We start from the raw sequence: 23,383 nt of genomic DNA, 5'->3' as shown, positions 1-23,383 counted from the left end.
ACCTTAGCCGCGTCCGGGGACCTTCATCGGACGGGGCGGCTTTCGCATGAACGCGGGCACGTTCTCGGCAAAGCCCAGGCGTTCGTCGCCTTTGTGGGATGGCTGCGGCTTGCGCGGAGCTTCCTTTGCACCATCCCGCTTTTCGGGCCGCTCTTGGCGAGCCGACCGTTGTGCGGGTGCAGGCTGATCGGTCCATGCATCAGGTGCTGGAGCTGGTCGCGAACGCTGAGGACGCCGCGCGGTCTCAGCGGACCGTTTGGCCTGCTCTGGGCGTGGCTGCTCTGACCTTGGATGGTCGGGCCTCGGTTGCTCGGCGTGCTGCGGTTGCGGTGCTCTTTCCGGACGCGGTGCGCGTCTGCGCTCGTGATGCGGATGCTCGGCCGCCGCTGCCTGAGGTTGATCAGGCTGACTGGCCGGATGTTCCGGTTGACGATGCCTTGGTTCCGGCTGGTGGGCGCTCTGTTCGACTGACCGCGCCGGCTGTTCGGACGAGCGGGCCCGATGCTCCGGGGCGCGACCGCCGCGATGGGAGCCTTGCTGCGGCCGCCGCGATTTGTCGGGGCTTGAGCTTTGGCCGCGTCCGCCGCGACCGCGGCGGCGTTTGCCGGCGCCTGCAATATCTTCTTCGGTCGGAGGATCGCCAAGCCATACGGGCGCTTCGGTCGTTACCTTCTCGATGTCCTTGCAGAACTTCAGGTCATCGGGGCTCACGAGAGAAATGGCGTGTCCCTCATGTCCGGCGCGACCCGTTCGCCCGATGCGGTGAACGTAGTCATCGGCGGCCCACGGCAAATCGAAATTGAAGACGTGGGAGACTTCCGGGATATCGAGACCGCGTGCAGCGACATCGGAAGCTGCGAGCAGCATGATTTCGCCTGCGCGGAATTTGTCGAGTGTTTCAGTGCGGCTCGACTGATCCATGTCGCCATGAAGAGCGCCGGCGTTGAAGCCGTGTTTCGTCAGCGATTTGTGAAGAACGGCAACGTCGCGCTTCCGGTTACAGAAGATGATGGCGTTCTTGACGTTGTTGCCACGGATCAGATCGCGCAGGACTTCCCGCTTCGCCCAGTCTTCGCCGTTCGGGCAATAGACGAAATTCTGCGTGATGGTCTTCGCGGTCGTCGCGGGTTTTGCGACTTCGACACGCTCGGGATTGTTCAGGAACTGATTGACGAGCCGCGTGATCTCGGGCGGCATCGTCGCCGAGAAGAACAGCGTCTGGCGCCGTGGCGGCAGAAGCTTGCAGATCTTCTCGATGTCCGGGATGAAGCCCATGTCGAGCATGCGGTCGGCTTCGTCGATGACGAGGATTTCGACACCCATCAGCATGACGCGGCCGCGCCCGAAATGGTCCAGCAGCCGGCCGGGGGTGGCGATCAAAACGTCGACGCCGCGATCGAGCTTCTTGACCTGATCGTCCATCGACACGCCGCCGATGAGAAGCGCGACCTGGAGCTTGTGATTGACGCCGTATTTTTCGAAGCTTTGCGCGACCTGGGCGGCAAGCTCTCGCGTCGGCGCGAGGATCAGTGAACGGGGCATTCGCGCCCGCGCGCGGCCCGTTTCGAGGCGCGTGATCATCGGGAGGACGAACGATGCCGTTTTTCCGGTGCCCGTCTGGGCGATGCCGAGCACGTCTCTTCCGGTAACGGCAACCGGGATGGCGGCGGCTTGAATCGGTGTGGGGCTGACGTAACCCGCAGCCGTAATGGCTGCTTGAACCTTGGGCGACAGCCCTAGGTCAGCGAACGTCTTGGTTTCCAAAAGTCAGTATCTCCATCTGCACAGCTCGGATGGTCCGGCGCACTCGGCGTCAGACAGTCTTTCGAGAGCGCAGGGGGCGGGTGCCGAAAGGACCTAAGCCGAATAGGAGTGCGGATCAAAAGCATTTAAAAAATGCGCAAATCGATCCCCTGCGCTCCGGCACGTTTGGGTGCTCGCATACATCCCGCCCAAGCGCAAGGGAAACTCGCCAGTTCAGGGGGCTGAGCCCGCGAGGTTGTGTCACAGGGGAGGGATCGGGGCGAGCGAAATAGGCAGCCCGCCCCGTATCGCCACGGACGGCTTAGTCCTTGAGGAGCCATTTCCCGAATAGGCCTCCAATGATGCCGCCCAGGATGCGAGCAGCAAAGAACACCCAAACCTGGGACAGAGGGGCTCGCCGCCGGCATAGACGGCCGGTCCGAAGCTTCGGGCCGGGTTGACCGACGTATTGGAGATCGGGATCGACATCAGCACGGTCTCGAGGATGAACACCTCGGGCAGGCTCGCCTTGAGCATCGAGAGCTGGCCCTAGCCGTTGGCTGCGAACGTTGGGCTCGTGTGCCCGACGAGCGAGAAGATTCCGCAAGCAGCGAACGCTCCGATGAACTGAGCCAGAATGTAGAACACCGCTGTTCCAAGCTGGAAACGGGCGCCTGCAACGAGACCGAGCGTTACGGCCGGATTTTAATGTCCGCCGGACACATGGCCGATGGCGAAAGCGGTCAGCATGACAGTTATGCCGATGGAGAAAGCCACGCCGAAAATGCCGGCAGCGCCCGTGGGCTCCGAAGGAGTAAAATGCTGAGCCCAGGATGGCCGACATTAGCATAAATGTGCCGAATGTTTCGGCGGTCCTTGTTTATCGCTGTGCTTGATGTGAAGGACGGTCGAAACCGATGCCTACACGGTGATATTGGACGAGTGTGAGGCACGCCTGCGGACGAATCGCAGCAGCGCGGTCTCATTCGTAGCGAGGTGTGTAGGTCCGCTCGAAAAAGAGCTTTACTAACCGTCCAAACAAGAAGGCTATTTGTCGTATTAGCGAAATTGACTTTTGGATCAATATTCAATGCCGTACGATGTGCCGGCGGACCTGAGTCTGAAGCAGAATACATCGGTTGGGTGAGTAGCAAGCCGCGTCCCCAAAGGGGAGATGCCGATTGCTTAAGCCCCGTTGAATTCGCAAGGGTCGATAGATGACTTTGAATGCTGGTTCTGCATTGAATGCTGCAGGCATTGCCGCGCGAGAAACTGCTGGTGCACCTGCGCCAGGGAAGGCCGCAGACCGTCCGCGGGGCGTCCGTCGCGGCGACGCCATCCGAGAACTCAAAAAGCGGGATAACTACACGAATTTCCGCCATATCGCGTTTGTCTATCTCGTCATCGCTGCATCGATTGGATTGACGATTTGGAGCTACGGCGCGGTCGCAGCGGCGGGCCTCGGCTGGTGGTGGAACATTCCCGCTACGCTCCTCTGCATCGCGGTGGTCGGCGCGTCGCAACACCAGTTTGGCGGTGTCATTCACGAAGGCACCCACTTCATTCTTTTCGAAAACAAGATCCTGAACGAATTGGCATCCGACTGGCTCGGCGGGTTTCCGATCTATACGTCGACGTTCCAATACCGGCTGCACCATCTCGCGCATCACCAGTTCATCAACGATCCGCTTCGTGATCCCGATTGGGCCCAGCTCAACGAAAGCGGTCATGATCTCGATTTCCCCATCACGCATTTCGAGATGCTGAAGGAACTCGGGAAGCAGCTTTGGCTGCCGAACCTCTTCCGCTACATGCTGGTTCGGGCCCGTTACAGCGCGCTCGGTACCGACAACAACCCGTATATGGACCGCGAGCGTAAGGGCGAACGGCTGCCGACGCTGATGGGCGTCATTTACGCTGTGACGGCGCCTGCCGCTGCGATCACGCTCATCAAGTTGGGACATGGCGCGTGGGCCTTCGCGGCGCTTGGCGTGACGACGGCCGTGGCTGTTGCGTACTTCTATTTTCTCGATGAGGAGAAGCTGCCGCATGCGCACGTCGAGACGGTGATCTCACATCGGACGACGAACATCAGCCGCATCCTCTATATGGCGATCCTCTACTCCGCTCTTACGGGGATCGAAGTCGCGGGCTGGGGCCCAGCGTGGGCGTATTTTGGCCTGCTCTGGATACTGCCTCTGTTTACGGCGTTCCCGCTATTCATGATCATGCGCCAGTGGGTGCAGCACGGAAATGCCGATCGCGGACGTTACACGAACACCCGGGTGTTTCTCGTCAATCCGTTCATTCGCTACGCGGTCTTTCCGTTCGGCATGGATTATCACCTCCCGCATCACGTCTTCGCCTCTGTGCCCCATTACAAACTCAAGGGCTTGCACGAGCTGCTGCTGCAGGATTCGGATTATCGCGAGAAGGGGGTCGTCGTTGAGGGCTACTTCAACTCGCCTCATGGCAAGGTCGAGGAACGCAATCCGACCGTTATCGAGGTGCTGGGCGAAAGGTACGCGCCGAAGCCAGATGGTGACGTCTACGTCGATACCGAAACGCTCGAATACGCCAAGGTGAGCGACGCTGGTGCCATTGCACGGGAGAACGAGGCGTCTCTGCGCGACGGCAAATAATCTGGGCTGAATAATAAGAAAGGGAGCGATTTGCGCTCCCTTTTTTGTTGTCCTCGTTGAGTCTTTTGTGGGCCTCGGCGACTCCCCTTCGGGGAGCCGGCCGCCGAGGCCTAAGACAAGTCTAGATATCCAGGTCTTTCGCGAATGCGGCGTGTTCCTGGATGAAGCGGAAGCGCGCTTCGGGCTTCGAGCCCATGAGCGCGTTGACCACATCGGCCAATCCGCTCCGTTCGCCTTCGCCGATGCCGACGCGCAGAAGCGTTCGCCGCCGCTTGTCCATCGTCGTCTCTTTGAGATCCTTGAAGTCCATCTCGCCAAGGCCTTTGAAGCGCGTAACCTTCGGCTTCTTGTTCTTGAAGTGGGTGGCGATGAGCTCGTCGCGGTGTGCTTCGTTGCGCGCATAGGCGACGTCGCTCTTGTCCGAGATCTTGTAGAGCGGCGGGACAGCCAGGAAGAGATGGCCGTTTTCGACGAGTTCGGGCGTCTCCTGATAGAAGAATGTGATCAGCAGCGAGGCGATGTGCGCGCCGTCCACGTCGGCATCCGTCATGATGATCACGCGCTCATAGCGCAGATCCTCGTCGCGATATTTGGTGCCGGTGCCGACGCCGAGCGCCTGGATGAGATCGGCGAGCAGCTGGTTCTGCGAAAGCTTGGCCGATGAGGCGTTCGCGACGTTCAGGATTTTACCGCGGAGCGGCAGCACTGCTTGCGTTTCGCGATCGCGCGCGCTCTTGGCGCTGCCGCCGGCCGAGTCACCCTCGACGATGAAGATCTCGGTGCCTGCCGCCTGCTGGATCGAGCAGTCGGCGAGCTTGCCCGGCAGGCGCAATTTGCGCGTGGCGGACTGGCGGCCCACTTCCTTCTCGCGGCGGCGCTTCAGGCGCTCTTCGGACTGATCAATCGTCCATTCGAGGAGTTTGGTTGCCTGTTGCGGACTGTCGGCGAGCCAATGGTCGAAGGCGTCGCGGACCGCCGTTTCGACGATTTTTGTCGCTTCGGCGGATGCGAGCTTGTCCTTCGTCTGGCCTTGGAATTCGGGCTCGCGGATGAATACGGACAGCATGGAGGCCGCCGTTCCCATCACGTCTTCCGACGTGATTTGGATGGCCTTTTTGGCGCCGACGAGTTCGCCGTAGGCTCTGAGGCCTTTATACAGCGCCTGGCGCAAGCCGTTCTCGTGCGTGCCGCCTTCGGCAGTCGGGATGGTGTTGCAGTAGGAGGACGAGAAGCCGTCCTCGTTGGCGATCCAGGCAACCGCCCATTCGACCGAGCCGTGACCGGCTTCCTTTTCCACCCGGCCCGAGAAGATGTCCTTCGTCACCTGGATTTGGCCGTCGATCGACGCCGTCAGGTAGTCGCTCAGGCCGCCCGGGAAATGGAAGATTGCTTCCGCAGGCGTTTCATCCTTGATGAGTTCAGGATCGCACTTCCAGCGGATTTCGACGCCGCCGAAAAGGTAGGCCTTCGAACGGGCCATCTTCATCAGGCGGGCGGGCTTGAAAGCACAGCCCTTGCCGAAGATTTTCTCATCCGGCTTGAAGCGGACTTTCGTGCCGCGCCGGTTCATGATCGAGCCGAGCTTCTCGAGCTTGGTTTGCGGTTCGCCGCGCGAGAAGACCATACGGTAGAGCTGCTGGTCGCGCGCCACCTGCACTTCGAGCGTTTCGGACAAAGCATTGACGACCGAGACGCCGACGCCGTGCAAGCCGCCCGACGTGTTGTAGGCTTTCGAGTCGAACTTGCCGCCGGCGTGCAGCACGGTGAGAACGACTTCGAGCGCGCTCTTGTTCTTGTACTTCGGGTGCGGGCCGACCGGGATGCCGCGGCCGTTATCCGTGACTGACAGAAAGCCGTCGGCCGAGAGTTCGACCTCGATCCATGTCGCGTGGCCCGCGACGGCCTCGTCCATCGAGTTATCGATCACCTCGGCGAAGAGGTGATGCATGGCCTTTTCGTCGGTGCCGCCGATGTACATGCCAGGGCGGCGCCGGACGGGCTCCAGGCCCTCAAGCACCTCGATATGCTGCTCGCTGTAGGCGCTCTCGACAGGTTTGCGGGCACGCGACGATTTCTCAGTCATTTCGCTATCGAATTCCGGAAAGAGGTCTGTTTGTGATCGGCTCATGTGCAGCCCTTGTTCGTGCGGTGGCGTGGCCATGCCTTCGAAACGAAGCGGCGGGACACGCACGACAGCCAGAGCCGCTGAAGCGAATCTTGAGGGTTCCTTATAGCCCGAGCCGGGTGCCTCGCCACCATCGCGTTTGCGACTTGTGGCGGCGCGGCAACTCGGCAAACGCCTTAAACTGCGACGTTATCGATCAAACGTGTCTTGCCGAGCCAAACAGCGGCGAGGACACGCAGGTCGCGGCCATCTCCGGCGGGGGGGACAGCCAGCGTTTCTGCGTCGCGGACTTCGACGTAGTCGATTTTCGTGAATCCGGCAGCAGCAAGCTTGCGCTTGGCGTTGGCAATACCGGACGCCACGTCCGCTCCGTTTGCGACGTCTTCAGCGAGTGCAGAAATAACGGCGTTTAGCGCGGGGGCAATCTTGCGTTCTGCATCGCTTAGATAGGCATTGCGAGATGAAAGCGCCAGGCCATCGCTATCGCGCTTGGTTGGGGCCCCTATCACCTTCAGGGGCATATTGAGATCGCGAACGACCTGTTTCAGCACGGCAAGCTGCTGGTAGTCCTTTTCGCCAAAGATCGCGATGTCGGGCGTCACCTGGTTGAAGAGCTTCGTGCAGACCGTTGCCACGCCATCGAAATGAAACGGGCGAAACTCGCCTTCGAGGTCCTTCCCCGCGCTCCCGGCGCGGACGCCCGCCGAAAAGCCCTCAGGGTACATCTCTTCGACATCCGGGGCCCAGACGAGATCGGCATCGGCGTCAGCGAGCTTTTGCAAGTCGCCCGCCTCGTCGCGCGGGTACCGCGAGAGATCTTCATTCGGCCCGAACTGGGTCGGGTTGACGAAAATCGAAACGACCGTTCTGTCGGCCTTCTTTCTCGCCAGCTTGACGAGTGCGAGGTGGCCTGCGTGGAGGGCACCCATTGTCGGGACGAGGGCGATGCTCTGGCCGCGTTGCCGCCATTTTGAGGTGGCCTTTCGGAGGTCGCGTACGTTGCGAACGACTTTGATGATTTCAGACAAAGTTCAGGCCCCGATTGGATTTTGGGGCAGTCGTGGCGGAATTTTGGGGAGTCCGTCAAGGGGACAAGGGGGCTTCGGCTTTCGGCCGCAGGCGCGGGGCTAGCAATCTGGTAATATCAACCGGTGGGCGAATCGCGTTGAGTGTGCCCCTTTATCAGCGAGAAAATTATGGTCGCGACATTGCGGCGTGAGGATAGCGTGACACAGCGGGGTCTCCCACCACGGGACGAGTTCGCCGCGCAGTATCTCATGGACGAGCCGCGGCTCGTCGGCGCCCTGATCGAACGCGCGCTCTTCACCGAAGACGAGCGGCGGCGGACTGCGGACGTCGCGCGGCGCCTGGTGCATGCGGCACGCGCCGACAAGTCGAGCCATGCCGGCATTGACGCGTTCATGCACGAATACGGCTTGGCGACAGACGAGGGCGTGATCCTCATGTGCCTCGCCGAGGCGCTACTGCGCATTCCGGACGCTGAAACGGCAAACGCGTTCATTGCCGACAAGATTTCAGGCGGGGCGTGGGAGAAACATCGCGGCCACTCCGAAAGCCTGTTCGTCAATGCCTCGACGTGGGGCTTGATGCTGACCGGTCGCATCATGCGGCTCAGGGAAGCCAAGGGCGCAAACCCCTTCCAAGCGATGAAGCGTCTTGTCGCGCGTTCGGGCGAGGGGACCATCCGGCTCGCCATCCGCCAGGCCGTCCGACTGCTGGGCGAGCAATTCGTGCTCGGCTCGACGATCGAGGGAGCGCTGTCGCGGTCGCGCGCATTCGCCGACAAGGGGTATCGGTTTTCCTACGACATGCTCGGAGAAGCGGCCCGAACCGTGCAGGACGCGGAACGGTATTTCCAACGATATATGCTCGCAATCGATGCCGTCGGCGCGGATGCAGGGCCTTTCGCGACGCCGCACGCGGATGCGATTTTTGATCGGCCATCGATCTCGGTGAAGCTCTCCGCGCTTCATCCGCGCTTTGAACCCGGCAAAGAACATCGCCTGCGGTCGGAGCTTGCGCCGCTGCTCTTGACGCTTGCGCGGGCGGCGCGTGCGAAGGGTTTGGGTCTGACAGTCGACGCCGAAGAGCAGGACCGGCTCGACGTTATGGCCGATGTCTTCGGCGAAACGCTTGTCAGCCCGCACCTCGAGGGGTGGAACGGTCTGGGCATTGCTGTTCAAGCCTACGGGAAGCGGGCCATTCCGATGCTTCGGTGGTTGCGGCGTCTCAGCGAGAAGACCGGCAAGCGCATTCCGGTGCGCCTCGTCAAGGGCGCCTATTGGGACAGCGAGATCAAGTGGGCCCAGGAGCGCGGCCTCGAAGATTATCCGGTGTTCTCGCGCAAGCTGCACACGGATGTTTCCTATCTCGCTGCGATGCGCCTGCTGATTTCGGACCCGGTCGCCTTCTACCCGCAGTTTGCCACGCATAATGCTCACACGATCGCGGCGGCGTCCGTCGCGGGCGGTCAGGTGGAATTTGAATATCAGCGTCTGCACGGCATGGGCGAAGCGCTCTACGAGCAGGTCGTCGGCGAGGGCAAGTTCGGGCGAACGTGCCGAATCTATGCGCCGGTGGGCGGCCATGAGGAGCTGCTCGGATATCTCGTGCGCCGCTTGCTCGAAAACGGCGCCAACACGTCGTTCGTCAATCGGCTGGGCGATGAGGAAATGTCGATTTCCGAGATCATTGCCGACCCTGTCGAGATTGCGGATCGAGAGTTCACCTCGGGCGAGCGCGTCAAACTGATCGCGCGGCCGCGGGACATTTTTCTGCCCGAGCGAAAAAATAGCGCCGGGTTGGCGCTGGTTCAGCAGAGCGTGCGCGACGGACTTCAAGCTGACATCGCGAAGGTCCTCAAGTCTCCGTTCTTGGCCGGGCCGATCGTCAACGGCGCGATCACTGCGGGAGGAGATTCGGCTGCTATCTCTTTGTCGCCGCACGATCATCGCGACAGGATCGGGACGGTGCGGCTGGCGACGCCGCAGCACCTCGAGGATGCGATTTCGTCGGCGGTGAATGCGTCGCGGCGATGGGAGAAAACCGATGCGCCGGAACGCGCGCGGATTCTCGAAGCCGCCGCCGATCTGTTCGAGCGGGATCGCACGGTTCTGATGGCCGCGCTTATTCGTGAAGCCGGGAAGACGCTGGAAGCGGCGCATTCCGAGGTTCGCGAAGCAGTCGACTATCTTCGCTATTATGCGATCGAAACGCGCCGCCTTTTTTCCGATCCCGTTTTGCTCAAAGGGCCGACGGGGGAGGAAAATACACTCACGCTCAGAGGCCGCGGCGTCTTCGGGTGCATTTCGCCTTGGAATTTTCCCATCGCGATTTTTGTCGGGCAGGTCGCAGCGGCACTTGCCGCTGGAAACACCGTCGTTGCCAAGCCCGCCGAGCAGACGCCGATTGCGGGTTTTCTAGCGGTCAAACTGCTGCATGAGGCGGGTATCCCGCGCGACGCACTGCACCTCGTAACGGGCGGCGGGAAGCTCGGCGAAGCCATCGTCAAGGATGCGCGCATTCAGGGCGTGGCTTTCACGGGCTCCAACGAAACTGCCTGGGCCATTCAGCGGGCGCTTGCCGATCGCCGGGGCGCCATCGTGCCGTTCATCGCCGAGACGGGCGGTATCAACGCGATGATCGCGGATTCGTCGGCGCTCCCGGAGCAGGTCGTGCGTGACGCGGTGCGGTCGGCTTTCGACAGCGCCGGTCAGAGATGTTCAGCTGCTCGGGTTCTATTCGTGCAGGACGACAACGCGCCGCGCATCCGCTCGATGCTGGCGGGCGCCATCGAGGCGCTCGATGTCGGTGATCCTTACGATTACGCGACCGACATCGGCCCGGTTATCGACGAAGCGGCGCAGGATGCTCTCGAGAGCCATAAAGTTCGTATGCAGCGCGAGGGCCGCGAGATCATCGATCTTGCCATGCCGGAAGCCTGCCGGGCCGGGACGTACGTCACGCCGTCGCTCTATGAGATCGACCGGTTGAGCAAGCTCGATCACGAGGTGTTCGGGCCGATCCTGCACATGATCCGATACGAGCGCGGGAACCTGGATAAGGTCGTCGCGGCGCTCAATGCGACCGGGTACGGGCTGACGCTCGGACTTCACAGCCGGATCGAAAGCGTCGCCGACTACGTCGCGGAGAATGCGCGGGTCGGCAATCTCTACGTCAACCGCAATCAGATCGGCGCGGTGGTCGGCGTCCAGCCGTTCGGAGGCGAGGGGCTTTCGGGCACCGGTCCCAAAGCGGGTGGGCCGAATTATCTCGCGCGGTTCGCCACTGAGCGCGTGCGGGCGACCGACATTACCGCGACGGGCGGCAACTACACGCTGCTCAGCGGCAAGGGGTGAGCCTTTGGGCGCTTCCGACTCCGCTACGCGGAGCCGGCCGGAGCGCATGATTATTCGTAAAACGCATAAAATTTCTTGGCGGTCTCAACGATTTCCCACGTGCCCGTGAAGCCTGCGGGCGTCAGAAATGCGTCGCCCGCGCGGAAGGTCGCTTCCGAGCCGTCGTCGCCGCGGACGATGATGACGCCCTCGAGCAGGTGGCAGAATTCGCTCTCACTGAAGACGACGCGCCACGTTCCTGGCTCGCTGCTCCAAATGCCGCTGTTGAAGCGGCCGTCTGGGCTTTGGAAGAGGTTTTGCGCGGACTGGACCGGATCGCCGGAGACAATGCGCTCCGCCGCGGGTCGGTAAACCTCAGGGGCGGGCAGGGCGCCCTGAAAGAGGACGAGCTTGGGAAATTCAGGATTGTTGGCAGTCACGGGTGAGCCTTGATTGAAGGGTTGCCCGCGATGGTACGACTTGCCCGCTTCAACGGGCAAGTCTGTCACGCGCTCAGTTTGTCACTCGCTGGCCATCACAAAGCAATCGACGGACTGGCGGCGTAGGGCATTGCAGGTCGTTGTCGCGCGGTTCGCGTCGAAGCCCGTGAAGCGGGCGCGATAGACCTGATGACCGTCTTTCACGGCCGGGTTGGTGACTGAGGGGACGCCGGCCAAAAGCTTGCCGACGCGTCCCTGGACGCTCGTCAAGGCGCGCTGGGCATCGTCGACCGAGCCATAGGCGCCGATCTGCACGGCATAGCGGCCGCCACCGGACGCTTTGCTTGTGTTCCGGGCGCCGTAGCCGCCTTGTGTTGAAACCATGTGGATAGCAGCAGCCTGGGCGCCGAGTGTGGACGGCGGCATTCCACGGATCACGGGCGCGGGATGCGATGCCGCGCTCGTGGTCTTCGCCTGCTTTGGCCGCATGGCCGGTTCAGGCGCTGCGACGACTGCTGGGGCTGCGATTGGCGCAGCATCGGAGGTGCCGAGCATGGCAACCTGCTGACCCGCAGGCTTCGACGGGGGCGGGCTTGACGGTCCCTCAGAAGCTCCGAGATTAGCCGGTGCGAAGGGGCGAAGGACGATGTCCTCAGCCGGTGCATTTTGGCTGGGCGCGTCGGCGACACGCGTCAGGTCGGATCTCGACGGTGTGCTGAGGGATGGCGGCGGAGTGCGATCGGGTGTGCGATCCGTCGCTTCCATATCTGTCGTCTCTTCCGGGGACGCAGCGACAGAGCGCGCCTTTTCTACGATCGGAACGGCGCGGACCTTGAAGACATGGACAGGCGTCTCAAGGCCCGCTGGAGAACCTTGAGCGGGCTGTTGCGCGCTCGGCTGACGGGGCGTAGCGGGTGCGGCCTGTGCAACTTGGAGGGGTTTCGGCTTCCGTGTCGCCGGCCGTTCGGCCACCTTGGGTTCGTTTTTCAGCCTCGCCAGCAGCATGGGCTTACGGGTTTTGACGGAAGATGCGCGCGACGCCATCCGCGTCAGAAGAACACGCATTTCGGAATTTCGCTCGGCTGCCGTGTCGCCGCCGAAGACGACGCCGATGAGGTGGTGATCGCCACGGCGCCATGAGGTCACGAGGTTGAAGCCGGACGCGCGGGTGTAGCCTGTCTTGATGCCGTCAATGCCAGCGAAACTATTCAGCATCGTATTGTGATTGCGGAAGTTTTTTCCGCCATAGGCGAACGTGCGCGTGGCAAAGAGCGGGAAATAGCTCGGGAAATCGTCCTGCAGGTGGAGAGCCAGCGTCGCCATATCGCGGGCGGTCGTGACCTGGTCGTCGTTTGGAAGACCGGAAGCATTTTCGAAATGCGTTTTTGACATGCCGATCTCGCGGGCACGAGCGTTCATCAGGCGAACGAAGTTGCCCTCGGAGCCGCCGACACGCTCAGCGAGTGCTACCGCGATGTCGTTTGCGGATTTCGTTATGACCGCCATGATGGCGTCCGAGACCGAGATTTGCTCGCCGGGCTTCAGATCCAGCTTCGAGGGAGCGACACCGGCGGCGGCTTCGGAAATCGTCAGCCGGTCGGACATCTTCAGACGTCCGGACTGGAGCGTCTCGAATGTCAGATAAAGCGTCATCATTTTGGTGAGAGATGCCGGATGACGGAGCGCGTCGCCGTCCGCCTGGTGGAGGACGGAGCCCGTATTGGCATCAAGGATCAAGGCTGCGTGACGATCTTTCCCGGCGCTTGCGCTTCCGAGGAACACACCGAACACAACTACAAAAGCCGGCGCATAGGCCAACGCTCGTCGAAACAAGACGCTATTTCCCTCTGCCCGCTCATTTCGAGCGGTTGCTTTGCCAACGTAGTCTCCCGAGTTTGCCTGATCAGGCTCCCGTGAGCGGCCCCGCAGTCAATGGTTGAAAGCAGAGCACTGTTTTTGGGCACCTTTTGGGCGCTCAGGTTTGGGCGCCGGCGGATGCTCCGATAAGTCTATGGCCCGAGGCCTGCAGTAGGGTTAAACAACACGGTAAAAATAGGCTGTCGGGGTGTCTCAATTTCGCTCGCTAAGGCGATCTCATCCGGGCAATCTTGGTGCCGCCGATTTCACGGGCTCGCCGGGGTTTCGGCTCGGGGAGGCGCGTGAGTCGGGCGCGTTTCTCCTGTTGAGAAGAGCGCATGCACAGGAACCTGGAAGGAGTTTCGTCATTCATTGTTGGGAATGCCAAATGCGTCACACGGCTCGTTCTATTTTTTGCTCGTCAGCGTGCCTATATTGCGCTCTTGATGGACACGGGTGTTAGCTTGAACATTTGGCGCGAAAGAGAAGTGCCCCGCTGGGCACGCATTTGGAGAAGCGGGCGTTACCTTTCTGCCTCCAACATGCCCCTGTTGCGGGATATTTTGGGAACATCCGATGGATTCGGGTTTTCCCCGAGGCACGCGATGAAGACGGAGCAAAGTATTCGCTCGTTGGCGGCCTATAGCATGGCCGCAAGCAACGACCCGCCCGATGGGCCGCGTCGCGACGATGGCGACGGTGATGGCGAGTCGAAAACAGGTATCGTCACAAAGACCCGTCCAAAAACGAAGAAGCCGAACCTATATAAAGTTCTTCTGTTGAATGACGACTTCACGCCGATGGAGTTCGTGGTTCTGGTGCTGCAACGCTTCTTCAATAAGGGACAAGAGGATGCCACGCGCATCATGCTTCATGTCCACCACAAAGGAGTCGGTATTTGCGGCGTCTATACTTATGAGGTCGCCGAAACAAAGGTGACACAGGTCATGGACTTTTCGCGGCAGCATGGCCACCCTCTACAGTGCACCATGGAGAAAGAGTAGGACTCGATTGACATCGCTCTCCAAAAACCTTGAAGCCTCCCTGCACCGCGCTGTGCAGTATGCAAACGTCCGCCATCACGAGTTTGCGACGCTAGAGCATTTGCTGCTCGCGCTCGTCGATGATCGTGACGCCGCTGCCGTTATGCGGGCTTGTTCGGTCGACATCGAGCAATTGCGTGCCCGGTTGATCGAATACCTCGACACCGAGCTCAAGCCGATCGTGTCCAAATCAGCGCGCGACGCTCATCCCACGAACTCGTTCCAACGGGTCGTGCAGAGGGCGATCGTTCACGTCCAGACGTCAGGCCGGGAGGAGGTTACGGGCGCCAACGTGCTCGTCGGCATCTTCTCGGAACGCGAAAGCCACGCAGCGTATTTCCTGCAAGAACAGGAAATGACACGCTTCGATGCTGTTCAGTACATTGCTCATGGGATTGCAAAGCGCCCCGGCATGTTTGAGCCGCGGACGGTTCGTGGAGTCGATGACGACGTGAACGCAACCGAAGGTGAAGAGAAGAAGCCAGGCGATGCGCTGAACACGTATTGCGTGAACCTCAACAAGAAAGCGCGCGACGGCAAGATCGATCCGTTGATCGGCCGCGAGCAAGAGGTGATGCGCACCGTGCAGGTGCTCTGCCGCCGCCAGAAGAACAATCCATTGTTCGTCGGCGATCCGGGCGTCGGTAAAACGGCTATTGCCGAGGGATTGGCGCGCAAGATTGTCGGCGGCCAGGTGCCTGACGTGCTCAAGGGCGCAACGATCTTTGCGCTCGACATGGGCGCGCTGCTCGCCGGAACCCGCTATCGCGGCGATTTCGAGGAGCGGTTGAAGGCCGTGATGAAAGAGGTCGAGGCCTTCCCCGGCGCGGTTCTCTTTATCGATGAGATCCACACCGTGATCGGCGCGGGCGCGACTTCGGGCGGAGCTATGGACGCTTCGAACCTGTTGAAGCCTGCGCTGCAATCGGGAACGCTCCGCTGCATCGGGTCGACGACGTACAAGGAGTACCGGCAGCACTTCGAGAAGGACCGGGCGCTCGTGCGCCGGTTCCAGAAGATCGATGTGAAGGAGCCGACCGTCGAGGACGCGATCGAGATTCTCAAAGGCCTGAAGTCGGTCTTCGAGGATTATCACAAGATCAAGTACACGAACGAAGCCATCAAGGCGGCGGTCGAGCTGTCGGCACGGTACATTCACGACCGGAAGCTTCCGGACAAGGCGATCGACGTGATCGACGAGACGGGCGCTTCGCAGATGCTTGTGCCGGAAAACAAGCGGAAGAAGAAGATCACCACGAAGGAGATCGAGGCGACCGTTGCCGTCATGGCGCGTATTCCACCGAAAACGGTCACGAAGAGCGATGCCGAAGTCATCGCTCATATCGGTCGTGACCTGAAGCGGCTGGTTTTCGGCCAGGACAAAGCTATCGAAGCTCTCTCGAGCGCGATCAAGCTGGCGCGTGCCGGTTTGCGCGAGCCTGAGAAGCCGATCGGTTGCTACCTGTTCTCAGGCCCGACGGGCGTTGGCAAAACCGAAGTTGCCAAGCAGCTCGCCAACCTGATGGGCGTCGAGCTTCTGCGCTTCGATATGTCGGAATACATGGAGAAGCACACCGTTTCGCGTCTGATCGGCGCGCCTCCGGGTTATGTCGGGTTCGATCAGGGTGGCCTTTTGACCGACGGTATCGATCAGCATCCCCATTCGGTGCTGCTGCTCGACGAAATCGAGAAGGCGCATCCGGATCTGTTCAACATCCTCTTGCAGGTGATGGACCACGGCAAGCTGACGGATCACAACGGTAAGTCGGTCGATTTCCGCAACGTCGTTCTCATCATGACGACGAACGCGGGCGCGTCCGACATGGCCAAGCCGCCGATGGGCTTCAACCGCGCGAAGCGGGAGGGCGAGGATTCGGAAGCCGTGACGAAGCTCTTCACGCCGGAGTTTCGCAACCGTCTCGATGCCATCGTGCCGTTCGCGGGCCTCTCGCCCGAGATCATCGCGCAGGTCGTCGAGAAGTTCATCTTCCAGCTCGAGGCGCAACTCGCAGATCGTGGCGTTACGATCGAGCTGTCGGATGAGGCGACGCGGTGGCTTGCAGAGAAGGGTTACGACGAGAAATTCGGCGCCCGGCCGTTGTCTCGCGTGATCCAGGAATACATCAAGAAGCCGCTCGCCGAGGAACTGCTGTTCGGCAAACTCGAGAACGGCGGAACGGTGAAGGTTCTCGTCTCCGGCAAAGGCCCTGACCGGGCTTTGGCGTTCGACTTCCTGCCGCTTGATCCTTCGAAGAAGGTCAAAACGCCGGAAGACGAAGAAACGGATGACGATGACGATCTTCCGCAGCCGGTTCTTGCGGACGCGACGCCGAAGAAGGCGTTGCCCGGTCCGAAGGAGAAGGGCGAGAAGCCCAACGGCTCCGGTGCGGTGCCAAGCGTGCCGCGGAAAAAGAAAGAAGAGTAGACTTCAGCGGCACGGCCTTCGGGTCGTGCCGCTTCTCTATGCGCCGATGAAACCGTTATGATGGCCTAACGGCCCGCGTGGTTGCATGATTTGGCTTGCGGCTTTGCTTCTCTCGGGACTTTTCGGTTGGATCGGAACGGGCTGGTATGCGCCCGCCGCGATCGGCGTTGTTGCGGCCATTGTTATTGCGGTCGACAGCATCGCCGCGAATGAGTTCGCGGCAGCCACGGCTTTGATGCTTGCGATCATCGTCGCCGCAAGCTTTCTCGTATGGGGCGCCAGCCGCGCCCTGAGGCGTTATCTGACGGTCGCCGGATAGTTCGTCGTCTCGAGGCCTAGGGCTCAACCGGCGAGGGCTGCTTTGAGCTTTTCAGCGTTCGCGGCCAGCACGGAGCCCTCTTCCATATTTCGAGCGTGTATTTGTAGCGGCTTGCCCTCGTAACGAGGAATGATGTGGAAATGCAGGTGGAAGACGGTCTGGCCGCCGGCGTGCTCATTGAATTGCGCGATACTGATGCCGTCGGCATCGAAGGCGGCCTTCGCGGCGGTTGCCACCTTCTGGACAAGCGGGATGACCTTAGCGAGCACGGCGGGATCGGCGTCCAGAAGATTGCGCGACGGGGCCTTGGGAACGACCAGCGTGTGGCCGGGCGATTGGGGCATCACATCCATGAAGACGATCGCATCGGCATCCTCGTAGACTTTGTGGCAGGGAATTTCGCCGCGCAGGATCTTTCCGAAGATGTTGTTTGCGTCGTACGACATGATGTTCTTCCACTCTGCTGAAAGGGCGGCGACCGTTCGCTCGGCACCGCTTCAGGCCTCGTCTTTGCGATAGGGGCCCATCTCGGTCAAGTCGGCATTGAAACGGGACACGGCTTCGCGCTCTTGCTTGAGGAATCGCTCGACCGCTCGTTCCAGAGCCGGGTCGGCGAGCCAGTGGGCGGAGAATGTTTCGACCGGAAGATAGCCGCGTGCGAGCTTGTGCTCGCCTTGCGCGCCGGCTTCGACGCGCGGGAGGCCGTGCGCGATGGCGTACTCGATCGCCTGATAATAGCAGACCTCGAAGTGCAGGGCTGGATGGTGCTCCACGGCGCCCCAGTAGCGGCCATAAAGGCAGTCGCCGCCGATGAGGTTCAAGGCGCCGGCGATATAGCGTCCGTGCCGCTTCGCGAAGACCAGCAGACAGCGCTCTGGCATCGCTTGGCCGAGGAGCGAGAAGAACGTGCGATTGAGATAGGGCCGGCCCCACTTGCGGTTTCCGGTATCCATGTAGAACGCGAACATCGCATCCCAATGAGCCTCGCCTATGCCTCTGCCGGTGACGTGCTCGATCTCTATTCCGGGCGACAGAGCGGCTTGGCGCTCTTTTTTGATTGCCTTGCGTTTGCGCGAGGCCAGGGTGCCAAGAAAATCGTCGAACGAGGCGTAGCCTTGGTTTTGCCAATGGAACTGCTGGCCGATCCTTGTCAGGAAGCCGAGAGCCTGCAACCGAGTGGCGACCTCTTCGCTGAGAAACGTCATGTGCACTGACGAAAGGCCGCCGATGCGCGCGACCTCGATCGCGGCCGCCGCCATCACCTGTTCGTCGGCGTAGGACGTTGCGCCCGGCTTCACGAGTAGGCGCGGGCCCGGGACGGGCGTGAACGGCACTGCGATCTGGAGCTTTGGATAATAGCGTCCGCCTGCTTGCGCGTAGGCGTCGGCCCATCCGTGGTCGAAAACGTATTCGCCCTGGCTATGCGATTTCAAATAGGCGGGCGCTGCGGCGGCGATCGCGCCATTCTCGTCTTCAAGAATGAGATGGCGTGGTAGCCAGCCGCTTTTGCTGCCAACGGCGCGCGACTCTTCCAACGCCTTCAGGAAGGCGTGCGAGACAAAGGGATTGAATGTCGCCGGGACGGGATTGGCGCAAGCATCCCATTGCGCTGCATCGATCGCTGCGATCGAGGGCGCGAGCTTTACGGCTGTCTCGGGGATTATCGGCATCTTTACCGTTGCTGCGAGAGAGCCAAGTTTACGCAACTCCTCTGCAAGATCCAAATCACCTTGGGCAGGTCAGATCCGCGTGGCGGGCGGTGATCGGATCTTATCGTTAAGGACGAAAGCCTTCGAATATCATGGCGTCTGCGGAAGCTTCAGCGATGCGTCGCTGCTTTGGTGTCCTCACTGTCCAGGTGAAAAGCGGCAGACCCGAGACACGCCGCGCATATTCGGTAACCGGGGTTGGCAGTGCGTCGACTTGATAAGCGTAAAAATCGGGCGCGACGGGGCCTGACTCCAGTAGATTGCGGAGCACGGAAGCTCGTTTCTTGTGGATCTTGCGTGACCACCAACCGGCACCCTTGAAGCTTCCCGAAACAATGCCTCGCGGAATTTCGGGAGCCAAGTTTCGCACGGCGAGCATCACATCGGGATCGAACGACATCAGCGCAACGGGACCGCGATATTTCGAGACGAGCGTCGCGATGTTTGCGAGAAAAGCGCGATCCGGCGGGTCCCATTCGCTTTTGATTTCGATGAGCAGCGGTACGCGGCTACCAACCAGATCGAGGAGGTCTGCCAGCGTCAAAATCGTGGATCCCCCGACCTTATAGCGAAGGGATCGTAGGTCGCGTTCCTTGACGGCTGCGAGAGGGCCGCGCCCGTCGACGAGCCGGTTCAAGGTTTCATCATGAAAGACGACTGGAACGCCGCCCTTGACTGGTCGAACATCGCATTCGATGCCGTAGCCGGCCTTAATCGCAGCCTCGAATGCGAGACCGGTATTCTCGACGATACCGCGCTTTGGATCGTGCAGCCCGCGATGTGCGATAGGACGAAGGAAGGCTGCACGATCGAGCATGGCGTTAGCGTATTTTCAGGATGGCGTCGATTTCAACGCTGACGCCGAGCGGTAAGCTCGCGACGCCGACGGCGGATCTTGTGTGGCGGCCAGCGTCGCCCAAAACTGCGACAAGCAGGTCTGACGCGCCATTCAGGACTTTCGGATGGTCGGTAAATTCCGGTGTCGAGGCGACAAAGCCGGTCAGTCTCAAGACTTGGACAACCCGTTCGAGATCACCAAGAGCAGCCTTCGCCTGTGCCAGCACGCTCAGGGCCGAGGCCTTCGCCGCGGCCTGTCCGTCCTCGACGGAAACGTCCGCGCCGAGACGGCCCGTCAGCAGGCGGCCGGTGGCGTCCTTGGCGACCTGTCCGGAAATGAAAAGTTGATCCCCCGAGATCAGAAAAGGCACGTAATTGGCGACGGGTTGGGGTGCTTCCGGCAGTTTAAGGCCCAGCTGGGAAAGCCTTTGCTCGACTGTTGTCATGTCATAATTACCCATAGTTAGATTTCGGCGCAGCTTGTGCCGTGCTAGCGCCTCTTTGCAACGCTTTATCTGCGAACTAGATTGGGATAGTTGTAAGTATGCCGAGCTGGAAAGCGAGTAAGCCAAATGACTATGCGTGAAGGCTATGCCACGTTCGCGCTTCTCGTTCTCGCAGGTGCAACGCCTGTTCAACCGGCTTCTGCCGCCGATCTTATCCCGTTCGCCCCGCATCGCGCCGTCTATGAGCTTACGATGGGAGACTCAACAGCGGGCTCCGGCGTTACCGGCGTCACCGGCCGGATGGTTTACGAGCTGAGCGGTTCGGCCTGTGATGGCTACACGCAAAACATGCGTTTCGTGACCGTGATGACCAACCAGGAAGGAACAGAGACGCTCAGCGATCTCAGGAACTCGAGTTGGGAAGAGGCCGACGCGAAGAAGCTCAGATTTTCATCGACGCAATATCAAAACGATAAGCTTGCCGACACGAGCCAAGGTGATGCCGCGCGCTCGAAGGGTGCGACGCCGGTCGTCGGGGTCGATCTCGTGAAGCCTGCGAAAAAGCGCGTGGCGTTGCCCCAGGATATCTACTTTCCGATGCAACACGCTTCGACTCTTGTGCAGGCGGCCAAGAGCGGCGTGAAGATGTTTGCGGCCAATCTCTACGATGGGTCGGAGCAGGGCGAGAAATATTATCTGACCAATACGGTCATCGGCAAAAAATACGACAGGGACGCCAGGGCTACGCCAGCATCGTTCAAGGGAGCGGATGCGCTGACGAGCGTGGATTCCTGGCCGATGATGATCAGTTATTTCGAGGCCGGCAAGGACAAGCACGATCAAACGCCTGCTTACGAGCTATCCTTTCGCTATTTCGAGAACGGCGTCACGAGCGATCTGAAGATCGATTACGGTGAGTTTTCGATCAAAGGCCAATTGAAGGAGCTGACATTGCTTGCTCCTGGCAAATGTCCGGATACGAAGGCCGTCCACTAGCAAGCACGAAATTGCCTCGCTGCGGTGCGTGGCGGTTATGAGAAATCAGATCCCGCCAACAAATGATAGGCTGGACCGATGGTTGCCGGATCGACGCCGGCTTCCTGGCAGAACGACAGTAAAAGTCCTTCGTCGGAAAGAATGTGTTCGAACGTCGCAGACTGAATCTCGGGTGAGCTGGCGACGTTTCGAAGGTCGTCGGGTGTAATTCCTGTCAGCGCGAGAAAACGCGAGCTCTGCGTTGAATCCCCGAGAAGAAAAGCCAGCACCTGCAACGCTAAAGCTTCGGCGTCATCCTTAGACATGGATTTCTTAGACGTGGGCTTCGGTCGGGACCGAATCATTGAGTTTCCTATCGATAGCTGGCGTTAACTGTTGGTTACGGCTTTCGGGGCAAAGATGAACCCCTGATTTAGCCGAGAATCGGTGCACAACGGCCGCGATGGAGAGTGGGCGGTTCTATGACGTATCAGGAATCCGGAACGAACGTCGAGCGTCGCGTGCCTGAAACGCGGCTTACGACGCGATCTGTTCTGATCGTCGAAGACAACGAGCTCAACATGAAGCTCTTCAACGATCTCCTCGTCGCACACGGTTACAAGACGATACAGACCAGAAATGGTTTCGATGCGCTCGAACTTGCGCGCAAACACCGTCCCGATCTCATCTTGATGGACATCCAGTTGCCGGAAGTTTCCGGACTTGAGGTAACGAGATGGCTGAAGGACGACGACACTCTCCGCGAAATCCCGATCGTCGCCGTTACGGCCTTTGCGATGAAGGGAGACGAGGAGAGGATCCGGTCCGGTGGTTGCGAGGCGTACATTTCAAAGCCGATCTCGGTGATGGCGTTTCTCGAAACCGTTCGAAAATTCATCGGCCCGTCGAAGCCGTAAGTCCGTCTCGCAGATTTGTGATCCATGACAGCCCGCGTACTCGTCGTCGACGATATTCTTGCCAATGTGAAGCTTCTCGAAGCGAGGCTGCAGGCGGAGTATTTTGAAGTTCTGACGGCCAACAGCGGGCAGCAGGCTCTCGATATTCTAGGCCGCGAAAGCATCGACGTCGTGCTTCTCGACGTCATGATGCCGGGCATGGACGGGTTTGAAGTCTGCCGCCGCATAAAGGGTAGCAACGCCACTCACCACATTCCAGTCGTGATGGTCACGGCTCTCGACCAGCCGTCGGACAAGGTGCTCGGTCTCGAAAGCGGCGCCGACGATTTCCTCACCAAACCCGTCGATGACATCGCGCTCGTAACGCGCGTGAAAAATCTGGCTCGTCTCAAGATGCTGAACGACGAGATGATCATGCGGGCGTCGACAGGCAAGGATATGGGCATTCCGGACGATGGTTCGCTCGCGCGAGCGCTGTCCGCGAGATCCGGCCGGGTCATGCTGGTGGACGATCATCCAAGATCGGCGGCGCGGCTATTCGAAGTGCTGTCGAAGGTCAACGACACCTATGCGGAACGCGACGCGCAGACAGCGCTGGTGCGGCTCGCCGACGGCAATTTTGATCTTCTCATCGTCAGCTTGTCGTTGCAGAGCGCCGACGGTTTGAGGCTTTGCTCGCAAGTTCGTTCGCTCGAGCGCACGCGGCATCTGCCCGTCATCATGCTGGTCGAGCCGGGGGATGAAGCGCGCTTGCTTCGCGGTCTTGATATGGGCGTCAACGACTATCTGATGCGCCCGATTGATCGGCACGAATTGCTGGCGCGGGTGAAGACGCAAATCAAGCGGAAGCGCCATTCCGACTTTCTTCGCCATCGCCTGGCAGAAAGCATGGAGCAGGCGATTACCGATTCTCTCACCGGCCTGCACAATCGCCGTTACATGGAAGGGCATCTCAAGACGCTCGTTTCCGAGGCGATCCGCACGGGCCGAAGCCTGTCGATGCTCGTTGCCGACATCGATCATTTCAAGAACGTGAACGACACCTACGGTCACGACGTCGGAGATGCGGTGCTCAGGGAGTTTTCGGTTCGGCTTCGCCGGAATACGCGCGGGATAGACCTCGCGTGCCGGCTTGGGGGCGAAGAGTTCGTCATCATCATGCCGGACACGGACCTCACGCACGCTTATCAAGTCGGCGAGCGGTTGCGGGCGTGTGTGGCATCCGATGAATTCGCCATCGGCGATGGCAAGCACATCCGCATCACGGCGAGCGTTGGGCTCGGCACGCTGGAAAGTCCGGACGACACGCCCGATACGATTTTCAAACGTGCCGATTGCGCGCTCTACGTTGCCAAACGTCGGGGAAGAAACAGGGTGGTCGCGGACGCGGCCTAGGCGGGCCTCCTTCCGCAATGTCGATCGCGGCAGGCGTCAAGGAAGTCTCTGGACGATTGAAGAGATTGTCGGCTTAATGGAGTGTGTGGCGCCGAGGTTCGGCGTTCCCCGAGCTTTATAAGAGGCGGACGCTCGTCGAGCTGGCGGTCTTA

Annotated in this window: 19 protein-coding genes; 8 read left to right on the top strand and 11 right to left on the bottom strand. The window is 60.4% G+C overall.

Annotation, left to right across the window (positions count from 1 at the left end; all coding sequences use genetic code 11):
- Positions 1–3: 3 nt before the first annotated feature.
- Together G359_RS15090 and G359_RS20980 are read right to left on the bottom strand one after the other, a co-directional pair.
- Positions 4–1,764 carry a DEAD/DEAH box helicase gene (locus tag G359_RS15090; protein ID WP_045836790.1) on the bottom strand — a complete coding sequence of 587 codons (1,761 nt, stop codon included), beginning with the start codon at positions 1,762–1,764 and terminating at the stop codon, positions 4–6.
- A 528-nt stretch (positions 1,765–2,292) separates the two neighbouring features.
- Positions 2,293–2,391: a hypothetical protein gene (locus tag G359_RS20980; RefSeq protein ID WP_245280053.1), complete on the bottom strand. Its 99-nt coding sequence runs from the start codon at positions 2,389–2,391 to the stop codon at positions 2,293–2,295.
- 569 nt (positions 2,392–2,960) lie between these two features.
- Here G359_RS20980 and G359_RS15080 point away from each other — a divergent pair.
- A complete protein-coding gene (locus tag G359_RS15080; protein WP_045836789.1) occupies positions 2,961–4,385 on the top strand; it encodes a fatty acid desaturase family protein in 1,425 nt (474 codons plus the stop codon).
- Positions 4,386–4,506: 121 nt separating this feature from the next.
- Here G359_RS15080 and parE read toward each other — a convergent pair whose 3' ends face one another.
- Entirely contained in the window at positions 4,507–6,513 is a 2,007-nt protein-coding gene (gene parE / locus G359_RS15075; protein ID WP_045838077.1) for a DNA topoisomerase IV subunit B, read from the bottom strand.
- Positions 6,514–6,686: 173 nt separating this feature from the next.
- Positions 6,687–7,538 carry a pantoate--beta-alanine ligase gene (gene panC, locus G359_RS15070; RefSeq protein ID WP_045836788.1) on the bottom strand — a complete coding sequence of 284 codons (852 nt, stop codon included), beginning with the start codon at positions 7,536–7,538 and terminating at the stop codon, positions 6,687–6,689.
- A gap of 168 nt (positions 7,539–7,706) precedes the next feature.
- On the opposite strand from panC, the gene putA reads away from it, so the two are divergent.
- Positions 7,707–10,889: a bifunctional proline dehydrogenase/L-glutamate gamma-semialdehyde dehydrogenase PutA gene (gene putA, locus G359_RS15065; protein ID WP_045836787.1), complete on the top strand. Its 3,183-nt coding sequence runs from the start codon at positions 7,707–7,709 to the stop codon at positions 10,887–10,889.
- Positions 10,890–10,939: 50 nt separating this feature from the next.
- On the opposite strand, the gene G359_RS15060 is transcribed toward putA, so the two are convergent.
- Both G359_RS15060 and G359_RS15055 read right to left on the bottom strand, forming a co-directional pair.
- Positions 10,940–11,377: a cupin domain-containing protein gene (locus tag G359_RS15060; RefSeq protein ID WP_371199072.1), complete on the bottom strand. Its 438-nt coding sequence runs from the start codon at positions 11,375–11,377 to the stop codon at positions 10,940–10,942.
- Between the two features lie 12 nt (positions 11,378–11,389).
- On the bottom strand, positions 11,390–13,141 hold the full coding sequence (locus G359_RS15055) for a D-alanyl-D-alanine carboxypeptidase (protein WP_045836786.1): 1,752 nt from the start codon (positions 13,139–13,141) through the stop codon (positions 11,390–11,392).
- Between the two features lie 671 nt (positions 13,142–13,812).
- On the opposite strand from G359_RS15055, the gene clpS reads away from it, so the two are divergent.
- The 3 genes from clpS to G359_RS15040 all read left to right on the top strand — a co-directional run bounded on the left by clpS (position 13,813) and on the right by G359_RS15040 (position 16,952).
- Positions 13,813–14,169, top strand: coding sequence for an ATP-dependent Clp protease adapter ClpS (gene clpS / locus G359_RS15050; RefSeq protein ID WP_045838075.1), 357 nt, complete (start codon positions 13,813–13,815; stop codon positions 14,167–14,169).
- Positions 14,170–14,176: 7 nt separating this feature from the next.
- Positions 14,177–16,633 (top strand): ATP-dependent Clp protease ATP-binding subunit ClpA, encoded by a 2,457-nt coding sequence (gene clpA / locus G359_RS15045; RefSeq protein WP_045836785.1) that lies wholly within the window; start codon positions 14,177–14,179, stop codon positions 16,631–16,633.
- Positions 16,634–16,718: 85 nt separating this feature from the next.
- Positions 16,719–16,952: a hypothetical protein gene (locus tag G359_RS15040; RefSeq protein WP_045836784.1), complete on the top strand. Its 234-nt coding sequence runs from the start codon at positions 16,719–16,721 to the stop codon at positions 16,950–16,952.
- 23 nt (positions 16,953–16,975) lie between these two features.
- On the opposite strand, the gene G359_RS15035 is transcribed toward G359_RS15040, so the two are convergent.
- The 4 genes from G359_RS15035 to G359_RS15020 form a co-directional block, all read right to left on the bottom strand.
- Positions 16,976–17,398 (bottom strand): HIT family protein, encoded by a 423-nt coding sequence (locus G359_RS15035; protein WP_045836783.1) that lies wholly within the window; start codon positions 17,396–17,398, stop codon positions 16,976–16,978.
- A 51-nt stretch (positions 17,399–17,449) separates the two neighbouring features.
- A complete protein-coding gene (locus tag G359_RS15030) occupies positions 17,450–18,622 on the bottom strand; it encodes a GNAT family N-acetyltransferase (protein ID WP_045838074.1) in 1,173 nt (390 codons plus the stop codon).
- Positions 18,623–18,728: 106 nt separating this feature from the next.
- On the bottom strand, positions 18,729–19,478 hold the full coding sequence (locus G359_RS15025) for a glycerophosphodiester phosphodiesterase family protein (protein ID WP_045836782.1): 750 nt from the start codon (positions 19,476–19,478) through the stop codon (positions 18,729–18,731).
- 4 nt (positions 19,479–19,482) lie between these two features.
- On the bottom strand, positions 19,483–19,944 hold the full coding sequence (locus G359_RS15020) for a RidA family protein (RefSeq protein ID WP_045838073.1): 462 nt from the start codon (positions 19,942–19,944) through the stop codon (positions 19,483–19,485).
- A 126-nt stretch (positions 19,945–20,070) separates the two neighbouring features.
- Between G359_RS15020 and G359_RS15015 the strand changes: the two genes are divergently transcribed.
- Positions 20,071–20,940, top strand: coding sequence for a cell envelope integrity EipB family protein (locus tag G359_RS15015; RefSeq protein WP_045836781.1), 870 nt, complete (start codon positions 20,071–20,073; stop codon positions 20,938–20,940).
- A gap of 35 nt (positions 20,941–20,975) precedes the next feature.
- Here the strand turns inward: G359_RS15015 and G359_RS15010 are convergent, their stop codons facing one another.
- Complete coding sequence (locus G359_RS15010; protein ID WP_156150791.1) at positions 20,976–21,245, bottom strand: DUF3572 domain-containing protein; 270 nt, start codon at positions 21,243–21,245, stop codon at positions 20,976–20,978.
- A gap of 156 nt (positions 21,246–21,401) precedes the next feature.
- Between G359_RS15010 and G359_RS15005 the strand changes: the two genes are divergently transcribed.
- Both G359_RS15005 and G359_RS15000 read left to right on the top strand, forming a co-directional pair.
- Positions 21,402–21,836: a response regulator gene (locus G359_RS15005; RefSeq protein WP_082072952.1), complete on the top strand. Its 435-nt coding sequence runs from the start codon at positions 21,402–21,404 to the stop codon at positions 21,834–21,836.
- Positions 21,837–21,860: 24 nt separating this feature from the next.
- A complete protein-coding gene (locus G359_RS15000; RefSeq protein ID WP_045836779.1) occupies positions 21,861–23,231 on the top strand; it encodes a PleD family two-component system response regulator in 1,371 nt (456 codons plus the stop codon).
- Positions 23,232–23,383 lie beyond the last annotated feature (152 nt).

The sequence above is a fragment of the Hyphomicrobium sp. 99 genome (assembly GCF_000384335.2).
In the GTDB taxonomy this organism is placed as follows: domain Bacteria; phylum Pseudomonadota; class Alphaproteobacteria; order Rhizobiales; family Hyphomicrobiaceae; genus Hyphomicrobium_B.
Note: the sequence above shows the minus strand (reverse complement) of the source record. Positions and strands in the feature narration are given on the sequence as shown.

What these genes read in the sequence shown, in the direction of transcription:
- G359_RS15080 (WP_045836789.1), top strand. Translation starts at nt 2,961, where the DNA reads ATGACTTTGAATGCTGGTTCTGCATTGAATGCTGCAGGCATTGCCGCG.
- parE (WP_045838077.1), bottom strand. Translation starts at nt 6,513, where the DNA reads ATGAGCCGATCACAAACAGACCTCTTTCCGGAATTCGATAGCGAAATG.
- putA (WP_045836787.1), top strand. Translation starts at nt 7,707, where the DNA reads ATGGTCGCGACATTGCGGCGTGAGGATAGCGTGACACAGCGGGGTCTC.
- clpS (WP_045838075.1), top strand. Translation starts at nt 13,813, where the DNA reads ATGGCCGCAAGCAACGACCCGCCCGATGGGCCGCGTCGCGACGATGGC.
- G359_RS15040 (WP_045836784.1), top strand. Translation starts at nt 16,719, where the DNA reads ATGATTTGGCTTGCGGCTTTGCTTCTCTCGGGACTTTTCGGTTGGATC.
- G359_RS15035 (WP_045836783.1), bottom strand. Translation starts at nt 17,398, where the DNA reads ATGTCGTACGACGCAAACAACATCTTCGGAAAGATCCTGCGCGGCGAA.
- G359_RS15030 (WP_045838074.1), bottom strand. Translation starts at nt 18,622, where the DNA reads ATGCCGATAATCCCCGAGACAGCCGTAAAGCTCGCGCCCTCGATCGCA.
- G359_RS15025 (WP_045836782.1), bottom strand. Translation starts at nt 19,478, where the DNA reads ATGCTCGATCGTGCAGCCTTCCTTCGTCCTATCGCACATCGCGGGCTG.
- G359_RS15020 (WP_045838073.1), bottom strand. Translation starts at nt 19,944, where the DNA reads ATGACAACAGTCGAGCAAAGGCTTTCCCAGCTGGGCCTTAAACTGCCG.
- G359_RS15015 (WP_045836781.1), top strand. Translation starts at nt 20,071, where the DNA reads ATGACTATGCGTGAAGGCTATGCCACGTTCGCGCTTCTCGTTCTCGCA.
- G359_RS15010 (WP_156150791.1), bottom strand. Translation starts at nt 21,245, where the DNA reads ATGTCTAAGGATGACGCCGAAGCTTTAGCGTTGCAGGTGCTGGCTTTT.
- G359_RS15005 (WP_082072952.1), top strand. Translation starts at nt 21,402, where the DNA reads ATGACGTATCAGGAATCCGGAACGAACGTCGAGCGTCGCGTGCCTGAA.
- G359_RS15000 (WP_045836779.1), top strand. Translation starts at nt 21,861, where the DNA reads ATGACAGCCCGCGTACTCGTCGTCGACGATATTCTTGCCAATGTGAAG.